The sequence below is a fragment of the Sphingobium fuliginis genome (assembly GCF_004152845.1).
GTDB lineage: Bacteria > Pseudomonadota > Alphaproteobacteria > Sphingomonadales > Sphingomonadaceae > Sphingobium > Sphingobium fuliginis.
This window is the reverse complement of the sequence record NZ_SEON01000001.1, coordinates 518,470-537,385: the sequence shown is the minus strand read 5'-3', so window position 1 is coordinate 537,385 and position 18,916 is coordinate 518,470. Positions and strand designations below refer to the sequence as shown.

General features: G+C 68.0%; 15 protein-coding genes. 10 read left to right on the top strand and 5 right to left on the bottom strand.

The window, feature by feature from the left end:
• Positions 1-19: 19 nt before the first annotated feature.
• Both EWH10_RS02775 and EWH10_RS02770 read right to left on the bottom strand, forming a co-directional pair.
• Positions 20-643 (bottom strand): response regulator transcription factor, encoded by a 624-nt coding sequence (locus tag EWH10_RS02775; RefSeq protein ID WP_065846223.1) that lies wholly within the window; start codon positions 641-643, stop codon positions 20-22.
• A 53-nt stretch (positions 644-696) separates the two neighbouring features.
• On the bottom strand, positions 697-1,338 hold the full coding sequence (locus EWH10_RS02770) for a TetR/AcrR family transcriptional regulator (RefSeq protein ID WP_025547049.1): 642 nt from the start codon (positions 1,336-1,338) through the stop codon (positions 697-699).
• Positions 1,339-1,425: 87 nt separating this feature from the next.
• On the opposite strand from EWH10_RS02770, the gene EWH10_RS02765 reads away from it, so the two are divergent.
• Genes EWH10_RS02765 through EWH10_RS02755 form a run of 3 tightly spaced genes read left to right on the top strand, consistent with a single transcriptional unit; the run spans position 1,426 to position 5,667 of the window.
• A complete protein-coding gene (locus EWH10_RS02765) occupies positions 1,426-2,970 on the top strand; it encodes an efflux transporter outer membrane subunit (RefSeq protein WP_044660172.1) in 1,545 nt (514 codons plus the stop codon).
• Positions 2,963-4,126, top strand: a complete 1,164-nt coding sequence (locus tag EWH10_RS02760) for an EmrA/EmrK family multidrug efflux transporter periplasmic adaptor subunit (protein ID WP_044660171.1) — start codon at positions 2,963-2,965, stop codon at positions 4,124-4,126. Before EWH10_RS02765 ends, EWH10_RS02760 begins: the two co-directional genes overlap by 8 nt.
• 11 nt (positions 4,127-4,137) lie before the next feature.
• Positions 4,138-5,667: a DHA2 family efflux MFS transporter permease subunit gene (locus EWH10_RS02755; protein WP_025547043.1), complete on the top strand. Its 1,530-nt coding sequence runs from the start codon at positions 4,138-4,140 to the stop codon at positions 5,665-5,667.
• A gap of 9 nt (positions 5,668-5,676) precedes the next feature.
• On the opposite strand, the gene EWH10_RS02750 is transcribed toward EWH10_RS02755, so the two are convergent.
• Positions 5,677-7,254: an ABC-F family ATP-binding cassette domain-containing protein gene (locus tag EWH10_RS02750; protein WP_044660170.1), complete on the bottom strand. Its 1,578-nt coding sequence runs from the start codon at positions 7,252-7,254 to the stop codon at positions 5,677-5,679.
• Between the two features lie 187 nt (positions 7,255-7,441).
• On the opposite strand from EWH10_RS02750, the gene EWH10_RS02745 reads away from it, so the two are divergent.
• The 7 genes from EWH10_RS02745 to cobA all read left to right on the top strand — a co-directional run bounded on the left by EWH10_RS02745 (position 7,442) and on the right by cobA (position 17,346).
• Complete coding sequence (locus tag EWH10_RS02745) at positions 7,442-8,020, top strand: ANTAR domain-containing response regulator (RefSeq protein ID WP_025547041.1); 579 nt, start codon at positions 7,442-7,444, stop codon at positions 8,018-8,020.
• A complete protein-coding gene (locus EWH10_RS02740) occupies positions 8,020-9,222 on the top strand; it encodes an ABC transporter substrate-binding protein (RefSeq protein WP_044660169.1) in 1,203 nt (400 codons plus the stop codon). The genes EWH10_RS02745 and EWH10_RS02740 overlap by 1 nt, the downstream gene beginning before the upstream one ends.
• Before the next feature lie 226 nt (positions 9,223-9,448).
• Positions 9,449-10,705: a nitrate/nitrite transporter gene (locus EWH10_RS02735; RefSeq protein WP_025547037.1), complete on the top strand. Its 1,257-nt coding sequence runs from the start codon at positions 9,449-9,451 to the stop codon at positions 10,703-10,705.
• Positions 10,706-11,002: 297 nt separating this feature from the next.
• Complete coding sequence (gene nirB / locus EWH10_RS02730) at positions 11,003-13,534, top strand: nitrite reductase large subunit NirB (RefSeq protein ID WP_044662770.1); 2,532 nt, start codon at positions 11,003-11,005, stop codon at positions 13,532-13,534.
• Positions 13,535-13,539: 5 nt separating this feature from the next.
• Positions 13,540-13,875 carry a nitrite reductase small subunit NirD gene (gene nirD, locus EWH10_RS02725; protein ID WP_044662769.1) on the top strand — a complete coding sequence of 112 codons (336 nt, stop codon included), beginning with the start codon at positions 13,540-13,542 and terminating at the stop codon, positions 13,873-13,875.
• An 80-nt stretch (positions 13,876-13,955) separates the two neighbouring features.
• Positions 13,956-16,577: a nitrate reductase gene (locus EWH10_RS02720; protein WP_044660168.1), complete on the top strand. Its 2,622-nt coding sequence runs from the start codon at positions 13,956-13,958 to the stop codon at positions 16,575-16,577.
• Positions 16,564-17,346: a uroporphyrinogen-III C-methyltransferase gene (gene cobA / locus EWH10_RS02715; protein WP_044660167.1), complete on the top strand. Its 783-nt coding sequence runs from the start codon at positions 16,564-16,566 to the stop codon at positions 17,344-17,346. The genes EWH10_RS02720 and cobA overlap by 14 nt, the downstream gene beginning before the upstream one ends.
• Here cobA and mobA read toward each other — a convergent pair.
• Positions 17,337-17,888 carry a molybdenum cofactor guanylyltransferase gene (gene mobA, locus EWH10_RS02710; protein WP_082718793.1) on the bottom strand — a complete coding sequence of 184 codons (552 nt, stop codon included), beginning with the start codon at positions 17,886-17,888 and terminating at the stop codon, positions 17,337-17,339. The two genes, cobA and mobA, sit on opposite strands and share 10 nt — an antisense overlap.
• Complete coding sequence (locus tag EWH10_RS02705; RefSeq protein WP_044660165.1) at positions 17,888-18,871, bottom strand: threonine ammonia-lyase; 984 nt, start codon at positions 18,869-18,871, stop codon at positions 17,888-17,890. The genes mobA and EWH10_RS02705 overlap by 1 nt, the downstream gene beginning before the upstream one ends.
• Positions 18,872-18,916 lie beyond the last annotated feature (45 nt).

The window sequence follows — 18,916 nt, the reverse complement described above, 5'->3', positions numbered from 1 at the left end:
GGGATGACAGCCTCAGGCCCTAGTTCCGCGCCGCGTTGAGCCGGGCGATCTCGTCATGCAGCGCCTGGATCGATGACACCAGCCGCGCCCGGTCCGCCTGCATCTCCGCCAGCGCATCGCGCGTTTCGCCCAGTTCCAGCGCGCGGCGGGCGATCCGCGCGTCCAGTTCCGCATTATGCCGCGCCAGCGCACCGACCTGCTCCGCCCTTGCGCACAAATGGCGAAGCCGCGCATCCAGCAGGTCGAAATCGAAGGGCTTCACCACATGGTCGTCGGCCCCCGCATCCAGCGCGTCGACCGCGGACACCCTGTCGTTCCGCCCGCCGATCATGACGAAACAGGCATTTTCGGCCAGTCCCGCCGCGCGGATCTTCCGCATCGTCGTCAGGCCGGGCAGCAGCGCCAGTCCCATGTCGATCAGGATGATGTCCACCGGCCGCGTGACCAGCATGTTGATCGCGGTGAAGCCGCTTTCCGCCAGCGCGACGTCATAGCCCAGATGCGACAGCCGCCGGGCCACGACGGCGCGGGACGTGGCGTCTTCATCGACCAGCAGAAGGCGCAATCGCCGGGGCGCGCGTCCGCCGTCCGGACCCTGCGCCTGTTGCGGCCTGCTGATGCTGTCGCGTTTCCAGAATTGCATGACGTCCCACCTCTTGCCACCGCGCAGCATAGGATCGGCGGGCAAAGAAATGGTTAACGCGGCTCCGGCGCATAGGCGCGCAGGAAACAGTCCAGCCCATTGTCGACATCGGCCTCGATCTGCTCTGCCGTCGCCCGCTCGATCTGTCCCCAGACCAGCGACTGGTGACAGCCCGTAAGCATCAGCATCGTGAAGGTGCGCGCCGCCAGTTCGGGGTCTGCCCGGCGCAAAAGCCCGCGATCCATCGCCCTTTCCAGGAATTCGGCCACCAATCGCCGGGTATTGCCCGGTGCATGTTGGTAGAAGATCGCCCCCATTTCGGGAAAGCGGCCCGCTTCCGACGCCACCAGCCTGTATAGCGCGACGCTTTCGGGCGATGTGATCTTCGTCAGCAGGTTGACGCCCAGGGTCCGCAACGTGCCTGCAAGGTCGCCGTCGGGATCGAGGATTTCAGCGAGGCGCGATCGATAAGCGGTGGTCGCGTCGTCCAGAACGGCGGCGAACAGCTCTTCCTTGGACGGGAAATAGCTCCACAGGGTGCCCTTCGATCCGCCCAGCGCCGCGGCGATCCCCGACATGGTCGTCGCGGCATAGCCCTTTTCCATGAAGGAACGCGACGCGACCTTCAATATGGTCTTGCGCCGGTCGCGGCGCCGCGCTTCGCGGCGGCTGATCGGGGGAATGGGCTCCGTCATGAAATCGTACCATATAGTACGCTATTTTGGTTGACAAGGATTCGCATCAGGCGCAAAGGCTCATTTCATACTATTTGGTACGGTTTTATGCCCGTGAGTCGCCTTCCAAATCCCTTTCCCCCTTCCGCTCGCGCCGGGCTTCTTGCCGGGGGCGTGGCCCTGCTGTCCGCCTGTGCGGCGGTGCCCGACCTTGGCCCCCAGCCGGTCGTGCGCGCGCCCGCCAGCATCGCGGCGGATCGCAGCCTTCAGGCCGACGGTTCCGCGCAATGGCCGTCCGAAGGCTGGTGGAAGGGCTATGGCGATCCGCAACTGGACGCGCTGATCGAGGAAGGGCTGAAGGGTTCGCCGGACGTCAGCGCCGCCGCCGCCCGCTTCGCCCAGGCCAATGCCGCCGCGCAGCAGGCGGGCGCGCCGTTGCTGCCTTCGGTCGATCTGGACGCCAGCAGCGGCGTCACCAAATCCAGCTATAATATGGGGATGCCCAAGGAATTCGTTCCCAAGGGCTGGCTGGGTACCGGCCGGGTGGCGCTGGATTTCGGCTTCGACCTCGATCTGTGGGGCAGGAACCGGGCGGCGCTGGCGGCGGCGACTTCGGAAGCCCGCGCGGCGGAGATCGATGCGCGGCAGGCCCGGCTGGCGCTGGCGGCCGGCGTGGCCGATGCCTATGCCGATCTCGCCCGGCTCTATGACGAGCGTGACATTCAGGCCCGCGCGCTGGAAATCCGCACCGCCAGCCAGAAGCTGGTGGCGGACCGCCGCGCCAACGGGCTGGAAACGCGCGGCAGCGAGCGGCAGGCCGACGCCACCCTATTCTCCGCCAAGGCGCAGCTCGCCGCCGCCGACCAGGCGATTGCGGTCCGCCAGCATCAGATCGCCGCATTGATCGGCGCCGGACCCGACCGGGGTCTCGCCATTGCAAGGCCCCGGCTCGGCAGCCCCGGTCCGCTCGGCCTGCCGGCGGACGTCACCACCAATCTGGTCGCCCGCCGCCCCGATGTCGCCGCGGCGCTCGCCCGGACCGAAGCGGCGGCCAAGCGGATCAAGGTGGCGCGGGCCGACTTCTTTCCGGCCATTCGCCTGAGCGCGCTGATCGGCGTGCAATCGCTCGGCTATCAGACCGTGCTCCAGAACGGCGCCTTCTCCGGCGGATCGAGCTCCTTCGCGGACACGCTGTTCAAGAAGGATTCGCTGTTCGGCAATGCGGGGCCGGCGGTCAGCCTGCCGATCTTCCATGGCGGCGCGCTCAGCGGCCAGTATCGCGGCGTCCGCGCCGCCTATGAAGAGGCGGTGGCCAGCTATGACCGGACCGTCCTCGGCGCCTATCAGCAGGTGGCCGACGCCGTGACCGGACGGCGGACGCTGGACCAGCGGCTGACCGATGCCCGCGCGGCGCTGATCGCGTCGGAGGAAGCCTATGACATCGCCCGCCAGCGCTATGAAGGCGGGCTCAACACCTATCTCGACGTGCTGAACGTGGAGGACCAGCTTCTGGCCGCCCGCCAGACCGTCGCGGAGCTGGAGGCCAGCGCCTTCACGCTCGACATCGCCCTCGTCCGCGCGCTGGGCGGCGGCTTTGCCGCCAGCGATGCGCAGAACCCGCTCCAGTTGCCCAAGGATACGCCCCATGGCTGACGCCAAGCCCGAATTCACGTCCGAAGCGAGCAAGGCCGACGATGCGGCCGATGCCGCCGCCCGGCGCATGGAAACCCGCAGGAAATGGCTCGTGCGGCTGGCGCTGGTCATATTGGTCGTCGGCGCGGCCTATGCCCTCTGGTACCTGCTGGTCGGCCGCAACCATGTCAGCACCGACAATGCCTATGTGAATGCGGAAGTGGCGCAGGTGACGCCGCTCATTTCCGCCCAGGCGGTCGAAGTGCTGGTGACGGATACCCAGGCGGTCAAGCGCGGCGACATATTGGTGAAGCTCGACCCCACCAACGCCCGCATCGCCGTGGCGCAGGCGGAGGCCGACCTTGCCGAAGCCCGCCGCCGCTTCCGCCAGACCCTCGCGACCAGCGGCTCGCTGGCGGCGCAGGTGGAGGCGCGCGGCGCCGACATCAACCAGGCGCGGGCCCAGCTCGCGACGGCGCAGGCCGATTTCGACAAGGCGCGCATCGACCTCCGTCGGCGGGAGGCGCTGGCCCCCAACGGCGCCGTCTCGGGCGAGGAACTGACCAGCGCGCGCAAGGCCTATGCCGCGGCGCAGGCGGCGCTCGACCTGGCGAAGGCCGGGGTGGCGACGGCCGAGGCTACACGCGGCGCGGCCAGCGGCCAGCTTGCCGCCAATGACGCGCTGGTGCGCGGGTCGACCGTCGACACCGATCCCGCCGTGCTGGCCGCGAAGGCGAAGCTGGACAATGCCCGGCTCGACCTTGACCGCTCCATCATCCGCGCCCCGATCGACGGCGTCGTGACCCGGCGGTCGGTGCAGGTCGGCCAGCGCGTCGCGCAGGGCAGCCCGATCATGAGCATCGTGCCGCTCGCCCAGGTCTATGTCGACGCCAATTTCAAGGAACGCCAGCTCGGCCGGGTGAAGGTCGGCATGCCCGCCACGGTCACTTCGGACCTTTATGGCGGCGACGTCGTCTATCATGGCAGGGTGATCGGCTTCGCCGGCGGCACCGGCGCGTCGATGGCGCTGATCCCGGCGCAGAACGCCACCGGCAACTGGATCAAGGTGGTGCAGCGCCTGCCCGTGCGCATCGCGCTCGATCCCAGGGAACTGGCCGAACATCCCCTGCGCATCGGGCTTTCCATGGAAGCCGAAATCGACCTTTCGGGCGAATAGGGAGGCCCGTGGTGAGCCGCCCGGCCGAAACCTTCACGCTCCTGTCGCCCCGTCATCGCCTGCTGGCGGGGCTGACGCTGGCGCTCAGCAATTTCATGGTCGTGCTCGACCTTACCATCGCCAATGTCTCGGTGCCGCATATCGCGGGCAATCTGGGCATTTCCGCCGATCAGGGCACCTGGATCATCACCAGCTACGCCGTGGCGGAGGCGATCTGCGTGCCGCTGACCGGCTGGCTGGCGCAGCGCTTCGGCGCCGTGCGGCTGTTCACCTTCGGCATGCTGGGCTTCGGCCTGTTCTCCCTGCTGTGCGGCCTGTCCATGACGCTGGGCATGATCGTCGTCTGCCGCATCGGCCAGGGCCTGTGCGGCGGGCCGCTGATGCCGATGTCGCAGACCCTGCTGATGCGCATCTTCCCGCCGGAACAGCGCGGGCGCGTCATGGGGCTGTGGGCGATGACGACGCTGCTTGGCCCCGCGCTCGGTCCCATCGTCGGCGGCTATATCAGCGACAACTGGAGCTGGCACTGGATCTTCTTCATCAACCTGCCCATCGCGGCCCTGTGCGTCTTTGCCGCCATGGTGCTGCTGCCCCCGGTGGAGACGGATCGGATGAAGCTGCCCATCGACTATATCGGCCTTGCGCTGCTCATCTTCTGGATCGGCTGCCTTCAGATCATGCTGGACATCGGGCGCGACCATGACTGGTTCGGCGATCCGCTGATCGTCGCGCTGGCGGTGCTGGCGGCCATCGGCTTCTGCGTCTTCCTGATCTGGGAACTGACCGAGGAACATCCCATCGTCGACCTGCGCGTGTTCCGCCATATCGGCTTCACCTCCGGGGTGTTCACGCTCGCGCTCTGCTTCGGCGCCTATTTCGCGGGTATCGTCGTCATCCCGCAATGGCTGCAGATTTCGATGGGCTATACCGCCGCCTGGGCGGGGCTGGCGACGGCGTTCACGGCGATGACCGCCATGCTCGTGGCGCCCATTGTCGGGCGGCTGGTGAGCAAGGTCGACGTGCGCCTGATGATTTCGACCGGCGTCGCCTGGATCGGGCTGATGACGCTTTGGCGGGCGCACTGGACCACCGATGCGGATTTCTGGACGATCTCCCTTCCGCAACTGGCCCAGGGTTTCGGCATGCCCCTGTTCATGATCCCGCTGACGACGCTGACCCTGGGGTCGGTCCGGCCGGAGGAAACCGCCTCTGCGGCGGGCATGCAGAATTTCCTGCGCACGCTGGCCATCGCCATTTCCACGTCGATCGTGCTGACCGGCTGGGGGAACGGGCAGCGGGTGTGGCGCAATGAGGTGGTCGGGACGCTGCATGGCGACGCGACCATGGCCGACCTGGCCAGCCGCGGCTTCACGCAGGAACAGGCGCGGCAGACGGTGGGCAATCTGGTCGACGCCCAGTCGCAGGTGGTGTCGATGAACCATGTCTTCTTCATCGCCGCGCTGGTGCTGTTCCTGGCCGCCGCCGTGGTGTGGCTTGCTCCCCGCCCCACCGGCAATGTCGATCGTTCGGCGGCGCACTGACCGGCGCGCCTATTCCAGGCTGACCTCCCGGCCGATGCCGACCGCTTCCAGAAAGGCGGCGTCATGGCTGATCACGATCAACGCGCCGTCGAAGGCGGCAAGCCCCTGCTCGATGGCCGCGACGGAATCGAGATCGAGATGATTGGTCGGCTCGTCCAGCATCAGCAGCGGCGGCAATGTGTCGCCGCCAAGCACGCAGGCGAGCCCGGCGCGCAACAACTGCCCGCCGCTGAGCGTCCCCACCCTCTGCAGCGCCAGATCGGCGCGGAACCGGAACCGCGCCAATGCCGCGCGCACGGCATTTTCGGTGGCGCGGGGGTGCAGCCGGGCGAAATTGGCGGCAATGCTGGCCCGCGGGTCGAGCAGGCCGACGCTCTGGTCCAGCAGCGCGCAATCGACCGATAGCTGCACCGTGCCGGACAGCGGCGGGATCAGACCGGCGATCAGCTTCAGCAGCGTCGATTTGCCCGCGCCATTGGGCCCGGTGACGGCAATCCGCTCCGGCCCGTCGATCCGCAGGCTGAAGTCGCGCAGCACCGGCGCATCGGCGCGATAGCCCGCCGACACCCTGTCGATCCGCACGATCTGCCGGTCCGCCTGCAATCCGGTCGAGGGCAGGGCGACGGTCAGGCTTTCGACGATCTCGATCCGGCTGCGCGCCGCCTGCGCCGCCTCCTCCGCCTCCCGGCGCAGGCGGTCGGCCAATCGCGCGGCATCGCCGCCGGACCCCTCCGCCCGGTTCTTCCGCATGCCGATCAGGATGCGCGGCATGTCGCCCTTCGCACCCTTGCGCGCTCCGGCGGCGTCCCGGCGCTGCTTGCGCTCGGCTGCGATCTGCGTCCGGCGGGCGATGTCCGTCATGCGCCGTTCGGCCTGTTCCAGTTGCTGGCCCGCCGCGGCGAGTTCGACCGCCTTGCGCTCGCGATAGGCGGTCCAGTTGCCGCCATAGCGCTGGATGCCAAGGCTCGTCAGTTCCGCAATCGCCTCCATCTGCTCCAGCAGCGCGCGGTCGTGGCTGACGACGATCGCGCCGGCCTTCCATCGCGAAAGCAGGTCGGACAGGGCAGCGCGCCCCTCGGCATCCAGATTGTTGGTCGGCTCGTCCAGCAACAGGAAGTCGGGCCGGGCAAAGGCCGCTCCGGCCAGCGCGGCGCGGCTGCGCTGGCCGCCGGACAAGGCCAGCAATGGCGTGTCGGGATCGGCCGCCAGCCCGACGGAGGCCAGCGCTTCCTCGATCCGGCCGGGCAGCGTCCAGTCGCAGGCCTCCAGCTCCGCCATATCGACCTCGCCCCGCTCCGCCTTGCCGAGCAGGGCCAGCGCCTCCCGCGCGCCGAACAGGTCGGCAATGCGTTCCTCCGGGTCGACCTGAACGGTCTGGCGCAGCGTCGCGATGCCGCCGTCGATGCGGATCGTGCCGCTGGCGGGCGCGCGTTGCCCGGCGATCAGGGCGAGCAAGGTCGACTTGCCGACGCCATTGCGTCCGACAAGGCCGAGTCGTTCGGCGGTGAAACGAAAATCGAGCCCGGAAAGGACGGCCGTGCCGTCAGGCGCGGACCAGCCGAGCTGGGAAATGACGATGGAGGGCATGGACGGCGACTTTCCTGAGGGCAGAGCGATTGGGCTTTGCGATCAGATAGTTGTCCATGACGTCATCCTCCGGGAAACGGGACCGGGCATACAGCGGCGCGCCATCCTTGGCAATTGTCGTCGGTCGCGCCCGATTGACGCGGCGCAACATCGCGGCCACTGAGTGGCGAAAAAGGCTTGGGGTCTCATGCGAATCGTCATCATCGACGACAGCGGCCTGCGCGCGACGGTTCTGGAGGAAGGGCTGCGCGAGGCGGGCTATGACGATATTCATATCGTCCCCCCGCGCGGCGGATTCGTCGCGCGGCTGGAACGCATGGCCCCGGACGTCGTGCTGATGGACCTGGGCAGCCCCAGCCGCGATACGCTGGAGGAGATGCTGACGGTCAGCCGGGCGCTCGCCCGTCCCATCGCCATGTTCGTCGACCAGTCCGACGAGGCGATGATCGGCGCGGCCATCGACGCGGGCGTATCCGCCTATGTCGTCGACGGGCTGCGGAAGGAGAGGGTGAAGCCGGTGCTGGAACTGGCGGTGCGTCGCTTCAACGCCTTCGCGAAATTGCAGTCCGAACTGGACGAGGCGCGCACCGCGCTGTCCGACCGCAGGATCGTCGATCGCGCCAAGTCCATCCTGATGAGCCAGCGCGGCCTTTCGGAGCCGGACGCCTATGCGCTGCTGCGGTCGAGCGCGATGAATCAGGGAAAGAAGATCGTGGACGTCGCCCAGGCCCTCATCACCGCCAGCGACCTGTTGGGAGGGATGTGATGACGACCGAACTGCGCATCGCCTTCCTGCCGCTGACCGACGCCGCCGTATTGGCGGTGGCGCGGGAAAGGGGCTTCGCGGAGGAGGAGGGGCTGCATCTCGACCTCGTCCGCACGACAAGCTGGGCGACGTTGCGCGACCGGCTGGTGTTCGGCCAGGTGCAGGCCGCCCATATGCTGGCGCCGCTCGCCGTCGCCGTGACCCTGGGGTTGAGCCAGCAGGCCGCGCCGCTTGCCGCCCCCTACAAGCTCAACGTCAACGGCAACATGCTGGTGATGGCGAGCGCGTTCGCGCAGGCGCTCGACCCGGACATAGCGGCGCGGCTGGACGATCCGCTGGGCACCGCGCATGATTTCGCGGCGGCCATCGGCCTCTGGAAGCGCAAGCCGGTGATCGGCGTCGTCCATCGCTTTTCCAGCCATTCCGTCATGCTGCGCTACTGGCTGGCGAGCGCGGGGGTTGATCCGGATCGCGACGTCATCCTGCGCGTGCTTCCCCCCTCGCTGACGGTGGAGGCGATCGGGGCGGGGGAGATTGACGGCTTCATCGCGGGCGAACCCTGGGGCAGCGCGGCCGTGGATGCCGGGCTGGCCGAAGCCGTGGCCATTGGCGAGCGCATCTGGCGGCGCGGGGTGGAGAAGGTGCTGGCTTTCCGCACGCCCTGGCTGGAGGAGAATCCCGACAGCGTCGACCGGCTGCTGCGGGCGCTGGTGCGGGCGGCGGGCTGGTGCGACGACCCGGAAAATCAGGAGGCGCTGGCGCATCTTCTCTCGCGCCCCCAATATGTGGACCAGCCTGCGGAGGTGATCCTGCGCGCGCTGTCGGGCAGGATCGTGCCCCGCATCGACATGGCGCCGCTCTCCATGCCCGATTTCATGCTCTTCTCGCGGGAGGCGACGCCCTTTCCGTGGCGCAGCCAGGCGCTGTGGATCTATTCGCAGCTCGTCCGCTGGAAGATGGTGGACCATAGCGCGGACAATGCCGCCCGGGCCGCGTCGGTGTTCCGGCCGGACATCTTCCGCCGGGCGCTGGCGGACAGCGACGTCGCGATGCCGGGCGCCAGCATGAAGGTGGAAGGGGCGGTGGCCTCTCCGCTCGCGGTGGGATCGAAACGGGGCGAACTGACGCTGGGGCCGGACCGTTTCTTCGACGGCCGGATATTCGATCCGGAGCGGATCGAGGATTTCCTCGCCAGCTTCTGAAAACCCACCCTCGCGCTCGCCAATTTGTGCCTTGCAACATGGATCGAATCGCGAGATAAGATGAGAGTCGCGCGACGAGGCGCGTTTTCCGGGATGAGCCCTTCCCAAGGTCGGGATCGCGTTCTCCCTCCGATCATACAGCAAAGCCGCTGGCCGGATTTCGCAGGAGCGAGGTCCGGAAGCGGCTTTTTTCGTGCCCATTTCACAAGATTCGAGGGACGTCATCATGGCAACTGCATATTGGGAGCGTCCGGAGGACCAGGCTCCGGGGGTTGAAGGAGAAGCCGGCCAGACCAGTTTCTGGAAGGCCGGGCACACGCCCACGCTCATCGCCGCTTTCCTCTATTTCGACCTTGCCTTCATGGTGTGGGTGCTGCTGGGGCCGCTGGCGCCCTCCATCTCCAAAAGCCTGGGCCTGACGCCGGCCGAAAAGGGGCTGATGGTCGCCGTCCCGACTTTGGCGGGCGCCGTGCTGCGGGTCGTCAACGGCCTGCTGGTCGATCGGATCGGCTGCAAGCAGGCGGGGGCGATCAGTCAGGCGATCGTCATCCTCGGCCTCTTCACGGCATGGCTTCTCGGCGTCGACAGCTTCGGCGGCACGCTGGCGCTGGGCGTGATCCTGGGCTTTGCCGGGGCCAGCTTCGCGATCGCGCTGCCGCTCGCCAGCCGCTGGTATCCCGCCGAACATCAGGGCAAGGCGATGGGCCTTGCCGGCATGGGCAATTCCGGCACGGTGCTGGCGTCGCTGTTCGCGCCGATGCTGGCCAGGCTGTTCGGCTGGAACGCGGTGCTGGGCCTTGCCTGCATTCCGCTGACCATCGTCTTCATCCTCTATATGGTCATGGCCCGCAACGCGCCCGATGCGCCCGCGCCCAAGCGGCTGGTCGATTATTTCCATCCGCTGAAAAGCGCCGACGCCTGGTGGCTGATGGGCTTCTACTCGGTGACCTTCGGCGGTTTCGTGGGACTGGCCGCCTCGCTGCCGATCTACTTCACCGATCAATTTGGCCTTACCCCGGTGGTCGCGGGCTATTGCACCGCCGGCTGCGTCTTCGCCGGGTCGCTGGTGCGCCCGATGGGCGGCGCGCTGGCCGACCGGATCGGCGGCGTCAAGGCGCTGATGATGGTCTATATCGCTGCCGCGCTGGCTCTGGCGGGCGTCGCCTATGCGCCGACGCTGCTCTCCGCCCTGGGCTTCTTCGTCGCCGCGATGCTGGCGCTGGGCGTCGGCAACGGCGCGGTCTTCCAGCTCGTGCCGCAGCGCTTTCAGGCGGAAATCGGCGTCATGACCGGGCTGGTCGGCATGGCGGGCGGCATTGGCGGCTTCTATCTCGCCTCGTCGCTGGGCATCGCCAGGCAGTTCACCGGCAGCTTCGCGCCCGGCTTCCTGATCTTCGCGGGCCTTGCGCTGGCCGCCTTCCTCGGCATCACGCTGGTCCGCGCCCGCTGGCGCGCGACCTGGACCGGCGCGGCGCGCATCTGATCGGCTTACGGCAAGGAGAGGGAGGCGGCGGCCCACGACAGGCCGCCGCCCTTTTCGCGCCTGCGGCAAAGTGCAGGGGCGCCGCAACAAAAATACATCGTGCTGCGAGGAATCGCTTGACCCGAATCGTCAAGAGCATATGCTGCAATGCAAGGGACAGGGTTGTCCTTCTTCCATAGCCGCGGTGGTCCACAGACGGACGATCAAGGCGCTTATGATGGCAAGGCCGCCATCCAGACTTCCGGTTTCAGGACCGGGGGTCCGGATGGCGGCCTTTTTCTTTTCTGGAGTCGAAGGATGGATTTTCAGAACAACGCCGGACCGGAAACGGCCAGTGAAGAGGCGCTCTTCATGCCTTCGGACGATGTTCGCGAACATATGGTGGTGGTGGGCAACGGCATGGCCGGCTGCCGCGCGGTCGAGGAACTGCTGGCGCGGGACAGGGACCGTTACCGCGTCACCATCTTCGGCGCGGAACCCCATGTAAATTACAACCGCATCATGCTCTCGCCGGTTCTGGCCGGGGAAAAGAGCTTCGACGACATCATCATCAACAGCCGCGACTGGTACAGCGACAACAATATCGAACTGATCGCGGGCGATCCGGTGACGGCGATAGACCGCGCCGGAAAGACCGTCACGAGCCAATCGGGTCGCACCGTCGGCTATGACAAGCTGCTCATCGCCACCGGGTCGGACCCCTTCATCATCCCGGTTCCGGGGAAGGACCTGCCCGGCGTCATCAGCTTCCGCGACATGAAGGATGTCGACGCCATGCTGGAGGCCGCCGGAAAGGGCGGCGACGCGGTGGTGATCGGCGGCGGCCTGCTCGGCCTCGAAGCCGCACATGGCCTGACCCTGCGCGGCATGAAGGTGACCGTCATCCACCTCATGGACACGCTGATGGAGCGGCAGCTCGACGAAGCGGCGGGCTGGCTGCTGAAGTCGGCTCTGGAGGGCCGGGGCCAGACCATCCTGACCGGCGCCAACACCGAATCTATCTATGGCGACGGCAAGGTCGAGGGCGTCCGGCTGAAGGACGGCCGCGAAATCCCCGCCAGTCTGGTGGTGATGGCTGTGGGCATCCGTCCCTCGACCGCTCTTGCCCGCGAAGCCGGGCTGGAGGTCGATCGCGGCATCAGGGTCGACGACCATATGGTCACCAGCGACCCCGATATTCTCGCTGTCGGCGAATGCGTCGAGCATGACGGCAATGTCTACGGCCTCGTCGCGCCGCTGTGGGAGATGTGCCGCAGCCTCGCTGACGGCCTGACCGACCGGCATAGCGGCTACAAGGGTTCCGTCACCTCCACCAAGCTCAAGGTAGCGGGCCTGGACGTCTTCTCCGCCGGCGACTTTTCGGGCGGAGAGGGGTGCGAGGACATCGTCCTGCGCGACGCCTCGCGCGGGATCTACAAGCGCGTCGTCGTCAGGAACGACAGGATCGTCGGCGCGGTGCTCTATGGCGACACGGTCGATGGCGGCTGGTATTTCGACCTGCTGAAGCGCGAGGAGGATGTCAGCGGCATTCGCGACCTGCTGATCTTCGGTCAGGCTTATGCCGCCCTTGGCGCCTCGGGAGGGGGCGCGCTGGACCCTAAGGCGGCCGTTGCGGCGCTCTCGGACGATGCCGAGATCTGCGGCTGCAACGGCGTAGCCAAGGGCCAGGTGGTCGCCTGCATCGAAAAGGGCGCGTGCAGCCTCGACGCGGTGCGCGCCACCTGCAAGGCGTCGGCAAGCTGCGGCTCCTGCACGGGCCTTGTCGAAAATCTGCTGAGCGTCGTGCTGGGCGATGAGGTCCAGTCCGGCCCGAAGACCCTGTGCAAATGCACCAGCTTCACCCATGACGATGTCCGGCGGGAAATCGTGGCGCAGAATATGCGCTCCATCCCGGAAGTCATGCAACTGCTGCACTGGTCGACGCCGGACGGCTGCTCCTCCTGCCGCCCCGCGCTGAACTATTATCTGCTCTGCGCGCTGCCCGGCGAATATCGGGACGACCAGCAGAGCCGCTTCGTCAACGAACGGATGCACGCCAACATCCAGAAGGACGGCACCTATTCGGTCGTGCCGCGCATGTGGGGCGGCCTCACCAGCCCCAGGGAACTGCGCGCCATCGCCGACGTGGTCGAGAAGTACAACGCCCCGATGGTGAAGGTGACGGGCGGCCAGCGGCTCGACATCTTCGGCATCAGGAAGGAAGACCTGCCCGCCGTCTGGGCCGATCTCAACGCCGCCGGCATGGTGTCGGGCCATGCCTATGGCAAGTCGCTGCGCACGGTGAAGACCTGCGTCGGGTCCGAATGGTGCCGCTTCGGCACGCAGGATTCCACGGGCTTGGGGGTCAGGATCGAGCGGATGACCTGGGGATCGTGGATGCCCCACAAGTTCAAGATCGCGGCGTCGGGCTGCCCCCGCAACTGCGCCGAAGCAACGATCAAGGATTTCGGCGTGGTCTGCGTCGACTCGGGCTATGAACTGCATGTCGGCGGCAATGGCGGCATCCATGTCCGCGCCACCGACCTGCTCTGCAAGGTCGCGACCGAGCAGGAGGCGCTCGATCATTGCGCCGCCTTCATCCAGCTCTACCGCGAGGAAGCCCGCTATCTGGAGCGCACCGCGCCGTGGATAGAGCGGGTCGGCGTCGACTATGTGAAGAGCCGGATCGTCGAGGACGAAGCAGGCCGCGAGGCGCTCCGCAGCCGCTTCCTCTATTCGCAGAGCTTCTCTCAGGATGATCCCTGGGCGCAGCGCGCAGCCGGTGCGGACAGCGAACTGCACCAGCCCCTCGAACCCCCAATGCCCTTTGGCGCCATCGCTGCGGAGTGAACGACATGACCGACTGGATCGACATCGGAACGCTGGCCGACATTCCCCAGCGCGGCGCCCGTACCCTGCAGATCGCAGGGGAGAAGGAAATCGCGGTGTTCCGCACCGGCGACGACCATGTCTTCGCGCTGGTCAATGAATGCCCGCACAAAAAAGGCCCGCTCAGTCAGGGCATCGTCCATGGCCACAGCGTCGCCTGCCCGCTGCACAACTGGACCATCGCGCTCAGAACGGGCGAGGCGCAGGGCGGGGATAAGGGCTGCACCCCGACCATAGCGGTGCGGATGGAAGGAGACCGCATCCTGATCGCACCGCCGGAGCAGGCGAGGGCGGCGGCGTGAATCGGAACAGCAAAAATTCCCTTCCCTTCAGGGGAGGGGCCGGGGCAGCCTCCACAGGCGAACCCGAAGGGGAGGGGTGAATGGAGCGCGCCATCCGCACCACCTGCGCCTATTGCGGCGTCGGCTGCGGCATCTCCGCGACGCCGACCGGCCCCCGCTCGGTCACGATCAGGGGCGACGAGACTCACCCCGCCAATGCCGGCCGCCTCTGCTCCAAGGGCACGCATCTGGGCGAGACGACAGGGCTGACCGGCCGCCTGCTGCACCCGATGATCGGCAACAGGCGGGCAGGCTGGGACAAGGCGCTGGACCTTGTCGCCCGGCGCTTTCGCGAAACCATCGATCGTCATGGCCCGGACAGCGTGGCCTTCTACGTCTCCGGTCAGCTCATGACGGAGGACTATTATGTCGCCAACAAGCTGATGAAGGGCTTCATCGGCTCCTCCAACATCGACACCAACAGCCGCCTCTGCATGTCGAGCGCGGTCGCCGGGCACAATCGCGCCTTTGGCGAGGATGTCGTGCCCGCCAGCTATGACGATCTGGAGGAGGCGGACCTGATCGTGCTGGTGGGTTCCAACACCGCCTGGTGCCACCCCATCGTCTATCAGCGCATCCAGGCGGCCCGCGCCGCGCGCGGCACGAAACTGGTCGTCATCGACCCGCGCCGCACCGAAACCTGCGAAGGGGCCGATCTGCATCTGCCGGTGAAGCCCGGCACCGACGTTGCCCTGATGAACGGCCTGCTGGCCTGGATAGCGCAGCAGGGGCTCACCGATCCGGCCTTCCTCGCCGATCATGTCAGCGCGCCCGAGGGTTTCTGGGAACATATCCGCACCGGGCACGATCTCTGGACGACCGCGAAGACCTGCGACGTCGCGCCCGCGCTGCTGGAGCAGTTCTACACGCTGTTCGCCGCCACGCCGCGCACGGTGACGCTGTTCAGCCAGGGCATCAACCAGTCGATCCGCGGCACCGATCAGGTGAACGCGATCATCAACGTCCACCTCGCCACCGGCCGCATCGGCAAGCCGGGCGCGGCGCCCTTCTCGATCACCGGCCAGCCCAACGCCATGGGCGGGCGGGAAGTCGGCGGCCTCGCCTCGACGCTCGCCGCGCATATGGACTTCGCGCCGGACAATGTGGCGCGGGTGGGCCGCTTCTGGGCCGCGCCGAAAATGGCCACCAAAGCGGGCCTGAAGGCCGTCGACCTGTTCCGCGCCGTCGATGAGGGCCGGATCAAGGCGCTCTGGGTCATGGCGACCAACCCGGCCGTCTCCATGCCCGACGCGAACCGGGTCAGGGACGCGCTGGCCGCCTGTCCCTTCGTCGTCATGTCGGACATCATGGCCGACACCGATACGGGCGCGCATGCCCATGTCCGCCTGCCCGCCGCCGGCTGGGGGGAAAAGGACGGCACCGTCACCAATTCGGACCGCACGATCAGCCGCCAGCGCCCCTTCCTGCCGCTGCCCGGAGAGGCGAAGCCGGACTGGTGGATCGTCAAGGAGGTCGCCCGCCGCATGGGGTGGCGCAATGCCTTCGCTTATGATCGGCCCGCCGACATCTGGCGCGAACATGCGCGGCTCACCGCTTATGGCAATGACGGGCAGCGGGTGCTGAACCTGCGCGCCTGGGCCGCCATCGGCAATGATGCCTATGACGCCATGGAGCCGTTCCGCTGGGGCGGCACGCCCTTTGCCGACGGCCGCTTCCCGACGCCGGACGGCCGGGCGCGGCTGGTCCTGACGAAGCAGATGGACATGCAGGAGCCGCTGAAACAGTGGCCGATGACGCTCAACACCGGCCGTTATCGCGACCAGTGGCACACGATGAGCCGCACCGGCCTGTCCCCGAAACTCGCCCGCCATCGCGAAGAGCCGCTGGTGGAAATCCACCCGCGGGACGCGGCGGCGCTGGGGATTGCCGACCGCGACCTTGCTCGCGTCGAGACGGCGCAGGGCAACAGCATCTTCCGCGTCAGCCTGAACGAAGGCCAGCGGCGCGGCGAAATCTTCACCCCGATCCACTGGACGGACCAGACGTCCAGCGGCGGGCGCACCGGCCTGCTCCCGCGTCCGCTGGTCGATCCCCATTCGGGCCAGCCCGGCTTCAAATCCACCCCGGCCAGCATCGGGAAGGTCGCGACCGAGTGGAGCGGTTTCCTCATCCTGCGCGATCGGGAAGGGATCGGGCAGCCGGTGAAGCTGCCCTGCCTCTGGTCCACCCGCATCGCCGTGCCGGGCGGCGCGCTCTACGAAATCGCCGGCAATGGCGACCCCGCCCGCCTCGACGCCTTTCTTCCGAAGGGCGACCGCGTCGAGGCGATGGACGCATCGCGCGGCACCCGCCGCATCGCGACCATCGGCGAAGGCAGGCTGAACGGCGTGCTGTTCGTGACGCGCAGCGGCCTGCTGCCCTCGCGCGACTGGCTGATCGGCCAGTTGCAGGCAGAGGGGGTGGGCGGCTCCGTCCTCGCGGCGCGGGAACCGGGCGCCGCTGGAGACAAGGGCGCGACCGTCTGCGTCTGCTTCGACATCGGCCTCAACCAGATCGTCGCCGCGATCCGCGACCGGCAACTGGTCGATGTGCCCGCCATCGGCAGGGCGCTGGGCGCGGGCACCAATTGCGGATCGTGCCGGCCCGCGCTCGCCAATATCCTTGCCCAAAACATGCAGGAGACGCTTCATGCAGCCGAATGATCTTATCGCCCCCGGACAGGTCTGGCTGGTCGGCGCGGGGCCGGGCGATCCGGACCTGCTCACCCGCAAGGCCGAAAGGCTGATCGCGGCGGCGGATGTCGTCTTCCACGACGCGCTGGTCGGGCCAGGCGTGATCGACCTCATCCCCCCAGACGTCGAGCGGGTCAGCGTCGGCAAGCGTTCGGGCCGCCATTCGAAGGCGCAGGGCAGCATCAACGACCTGCTGCTCGCGGCCGCCAGGGCGGACCGCCGCGTCGTCCGCCTCAAGGGCGGCGACCCCTCGGTCTTCGGCCGCTCGGCGGAGGAGATCGCCCATCTGGCGGAGGCGGGCGTTGCCGTGCGCATCTGCCCCGGCGTCACCACGGCCAGCGCGGCGGCGGCGAGCGGGCATGCCTCGCTCACGCTGCGCGGGGTGGCGCGGGGATTGACGCTGGTGACGGCGCATCTCAAGGCGGGCGAGCCGCTGCGGCTCGACTGGGAAGCGCTGGCCCGTCCGGGCGGCACGCTCGGCATCTATATGGGCCGCGCGGCGGCGGGCGAGATCGGCCGCTGCCTGATCGCCGCCGGACGCGATCCCGAAACGCCGGTGATGGTGGCGGTCAACGTCTCCCTGCCCAATGAACGCCTGATCCGCGGCAAGCTGTCGGCGCTCGCCTTTCTGGTGCAGACGATCAGCGACGACGACCCGACGCTGCTGCTGATCGGGGAGGCGGTGGCCGGGACGCATGCGCCTGCCGACCTCGCCGCGCATGTTGGCCTTCACGCCTGACGACCGTCTCGACCCGGCCGGGTGAGTCTCTCCAGATCCTCCGGCCGGTTGATGTTGGGCAGCACGAACTCCGGCCGCTCCACGATCCGCGCGCCCACCCGCTCCAGCCAGCCACGGATCGACCGGTTATTCTCCTCCGCCAGATGCGCGTCCAGCTCGCCAGCCAGCGAAGCAGGCCAGAAGCCGATCAGCTGCTGCCCCTTGAGGATGGCGGCTCCCTGTCCGATCAACGCCTCCGCCAGCCCGTCCGGATAGGCGGGCACGTCGCATCCGGTCGTCAGCACCGCGTCATAACCCTGCGCCCGCGCATGATGCAGCGCCGCGTTCAGGCCCCCCAGCGGCCCCATGTCCGCAGCCGGCCGATCCGCCAGCCCGATCATCCCCTCCACCTGCCGGCCGCAGACCGCCACGGTTTCGACCTGCCGCCCCAGCGCCGCCACCGCATGCTCCAGCAGGCTGCGCCCATCCAGCATCGCCCGCGCCTTGTCGCTGCCGAACCGGCTGGACCGCCCGCCGGCCAGAACCGCCCCCATCAGCCGCATCATGCGCCGCCCGCGATGATCCGGGCATAGCTGTCGGGATCGACATTGCTGCCGGAGATCACCACGACGCTCGCCCCCTCGGCATCCGGAGCCAGCCCGGCCAGCATCGCCGCCAGCGACGCGGCCCCGCCCGGCTCCACCACCAGCTTGAGCGCCGAAAAGGCAAAGCGCATCGCGTCGCGCACCTGATCGTCGCTCACCGCAAGGCCGCCCGCCAGATAGGCCCGGTTGATGGGAAAGGTCAGCGCCCCCGGCGCGGGAGACAGCAGGGCGTCGCAGATCGACCGCGCATCGGCCGACACGCTTTCCCGCACGCCGCTCGCCAGCGAGCGCGCCGTATCGTCGAACGCTTCCGGCTCCACCGCCAGGATCGCGACGCCGGGCTGGCGCGCCTTCACGGCGGTCGCAATTCCAGACACCATGCCGCCGCCGCCGCAATTGACGAGGATCTGGCCGATCTCCGCCCCTGCTTCGGCGGCCTGTTCCATGATCTCCAGCCCGATCGTCCCCTGGCCGGCCATGATGAAGGGATCGTCGAAGGACGGCACCAGCACCGCGCCCCGTTCGTTCGCCAGCCTCGTGGCGATTTCCTCCCGGCTTTGGGTGAAGCGGTCATAGGGCACGACATCGGCGCCCAGCGCCCGCGTATTCGCCGTCTTGATCGCGGGCGCGTCGGCCGGCATCACGATCGTCGCCGCCATGCCCAGCAACCGCGCCGCAAGGGCAACGCCCTGCGCATGATTGCCCGAAGACCAGGCGACGACCCCCGCCTTCCGCTCCGCCGCGTCCAGGCGGGCCAGCCGGTTGTAGGCGCCGCGGAACTTGAACGATCCGCTGTGCTGCGCGCCTTCGAACTTCACCAGCACGCGCCGGCCGCAGCGGGCGTTGAGCGCCGCATTTTCCAGCAGCGGCGTGCGGATGGCGGCAGGGGCGATGACCCGCGCCGCATCCTCGACATCGGCGGGGCTGATGGCGAACGGCATGCAATCTCCTTCCATGGCTGCCTCTTGGCATGGCCGCCGCTTTCC

What these genes read in the sequence shown, in the direction of transcription:
- EWH10_RS02775 (WP_065846223.1), bottom strand. Translation starts at nt 643, where the DNA reads ATGCAATTCTGGAAACGCGACAGCATCAGCAGGCCGCAACAGGCGCAG.
- EWH10_RS02770 (WP_025547049.1), bottom strand. Translation starts at nt 1,338, where the DNA reads ATGACGGAGCCCATTCCCCCGATCAGCCGCCGCGAAGCGCGGCGCCGC.
- EWH10_RS02765 (WP_044660172.1), top strand. Translation starts at nt 1,426, where the DNA reads ATGCCCGTGAGTCGCCTTCCAAATCCCTTTCCCCCTTCCGCTCGCGCC.
- EWH10_RS02760 (WP_044660171.1), top strand. Translation starts at nt 2,963, where the DNA reads ATGGCTGACGCCAAGCCCGAATTCACGTCCGAAGCGAGCAAGGCCGAC.
- EWH10_RS02750 (WP_044660170.1), bottom strand. Translation starts at nt 7,254, where the DNA reads ATGCCCTCCATCGTCATTTCCCAGCTCGGCTGGTCCGCGCCTGACGGC.
- EWH10_RS02745 (WP_025547041.1), top strand. Translation starts at nt 7,442, where the DNA reads ATGCGAATCGTCATCATCGACGACAGCGGCCTGCGCGCGACGGTTCTG.
- EWH10_RS02740 (WP_044660169.1), top strand. Translation starts at nt 8,020, where the DNA reads ATGACGACCGAACTGCGCATCGCCTTCCTGCCGCTGACCGACGCCGCC.
- EWH10_RS02735 (WP_025547037.1), top strand. Translation starts at nt 9,449, where the DNA reads ATGGCAACTGCATATTGGGAGCGTCCGGAGGACCAGGCTCCGGGGGTT.
- nirB (WP_044662770.1), top strand. Translation starts at nt 11,003, where the DNA reads ATGGATTTTCAGAACAACGCCGGACCGGAAACGGCCAGTGAAGAGGCG.
- nirD (WP_044662769.1), top strand. Translation starts at nt 13,540, where the DNA reads ATGACCGACTGGATCGACATCGGAACGCTGGCCGACATTCCCCAGCGC.
- EWH10_RS02720 (WP_044660168.1), top strand. Translation starts at nt 13,956, where the DNA reads ATGGAGCGCGCCATCCGCACCACCTGCGCCTATTGCGGCGTCGGCTGC.
- cobA (WP_044660167.1), top strand. Translation starts at nt 16,564, where the DNA reads ATGCAGCCGAATGATCTTATCGCCCCCGGACAGGTCTGGCTGGTCGGC.
- mobA (WP_082718793.1), bottom strand. Translation starts at nt 17,888, where the DNA reads ATGCGGCTGATGGGGGCGGTTCTGGCCGGCGGGCGGTCCAGCCGGTTC.
- EWH10_RS02705 (WP_044660165.1), bottom strand. Translation starts at nt 18,871, where the DNA reads ATGCCGTTCGCCATCAGCCCCGCCGATGTCGAGGATGCGGCGCGGGTC.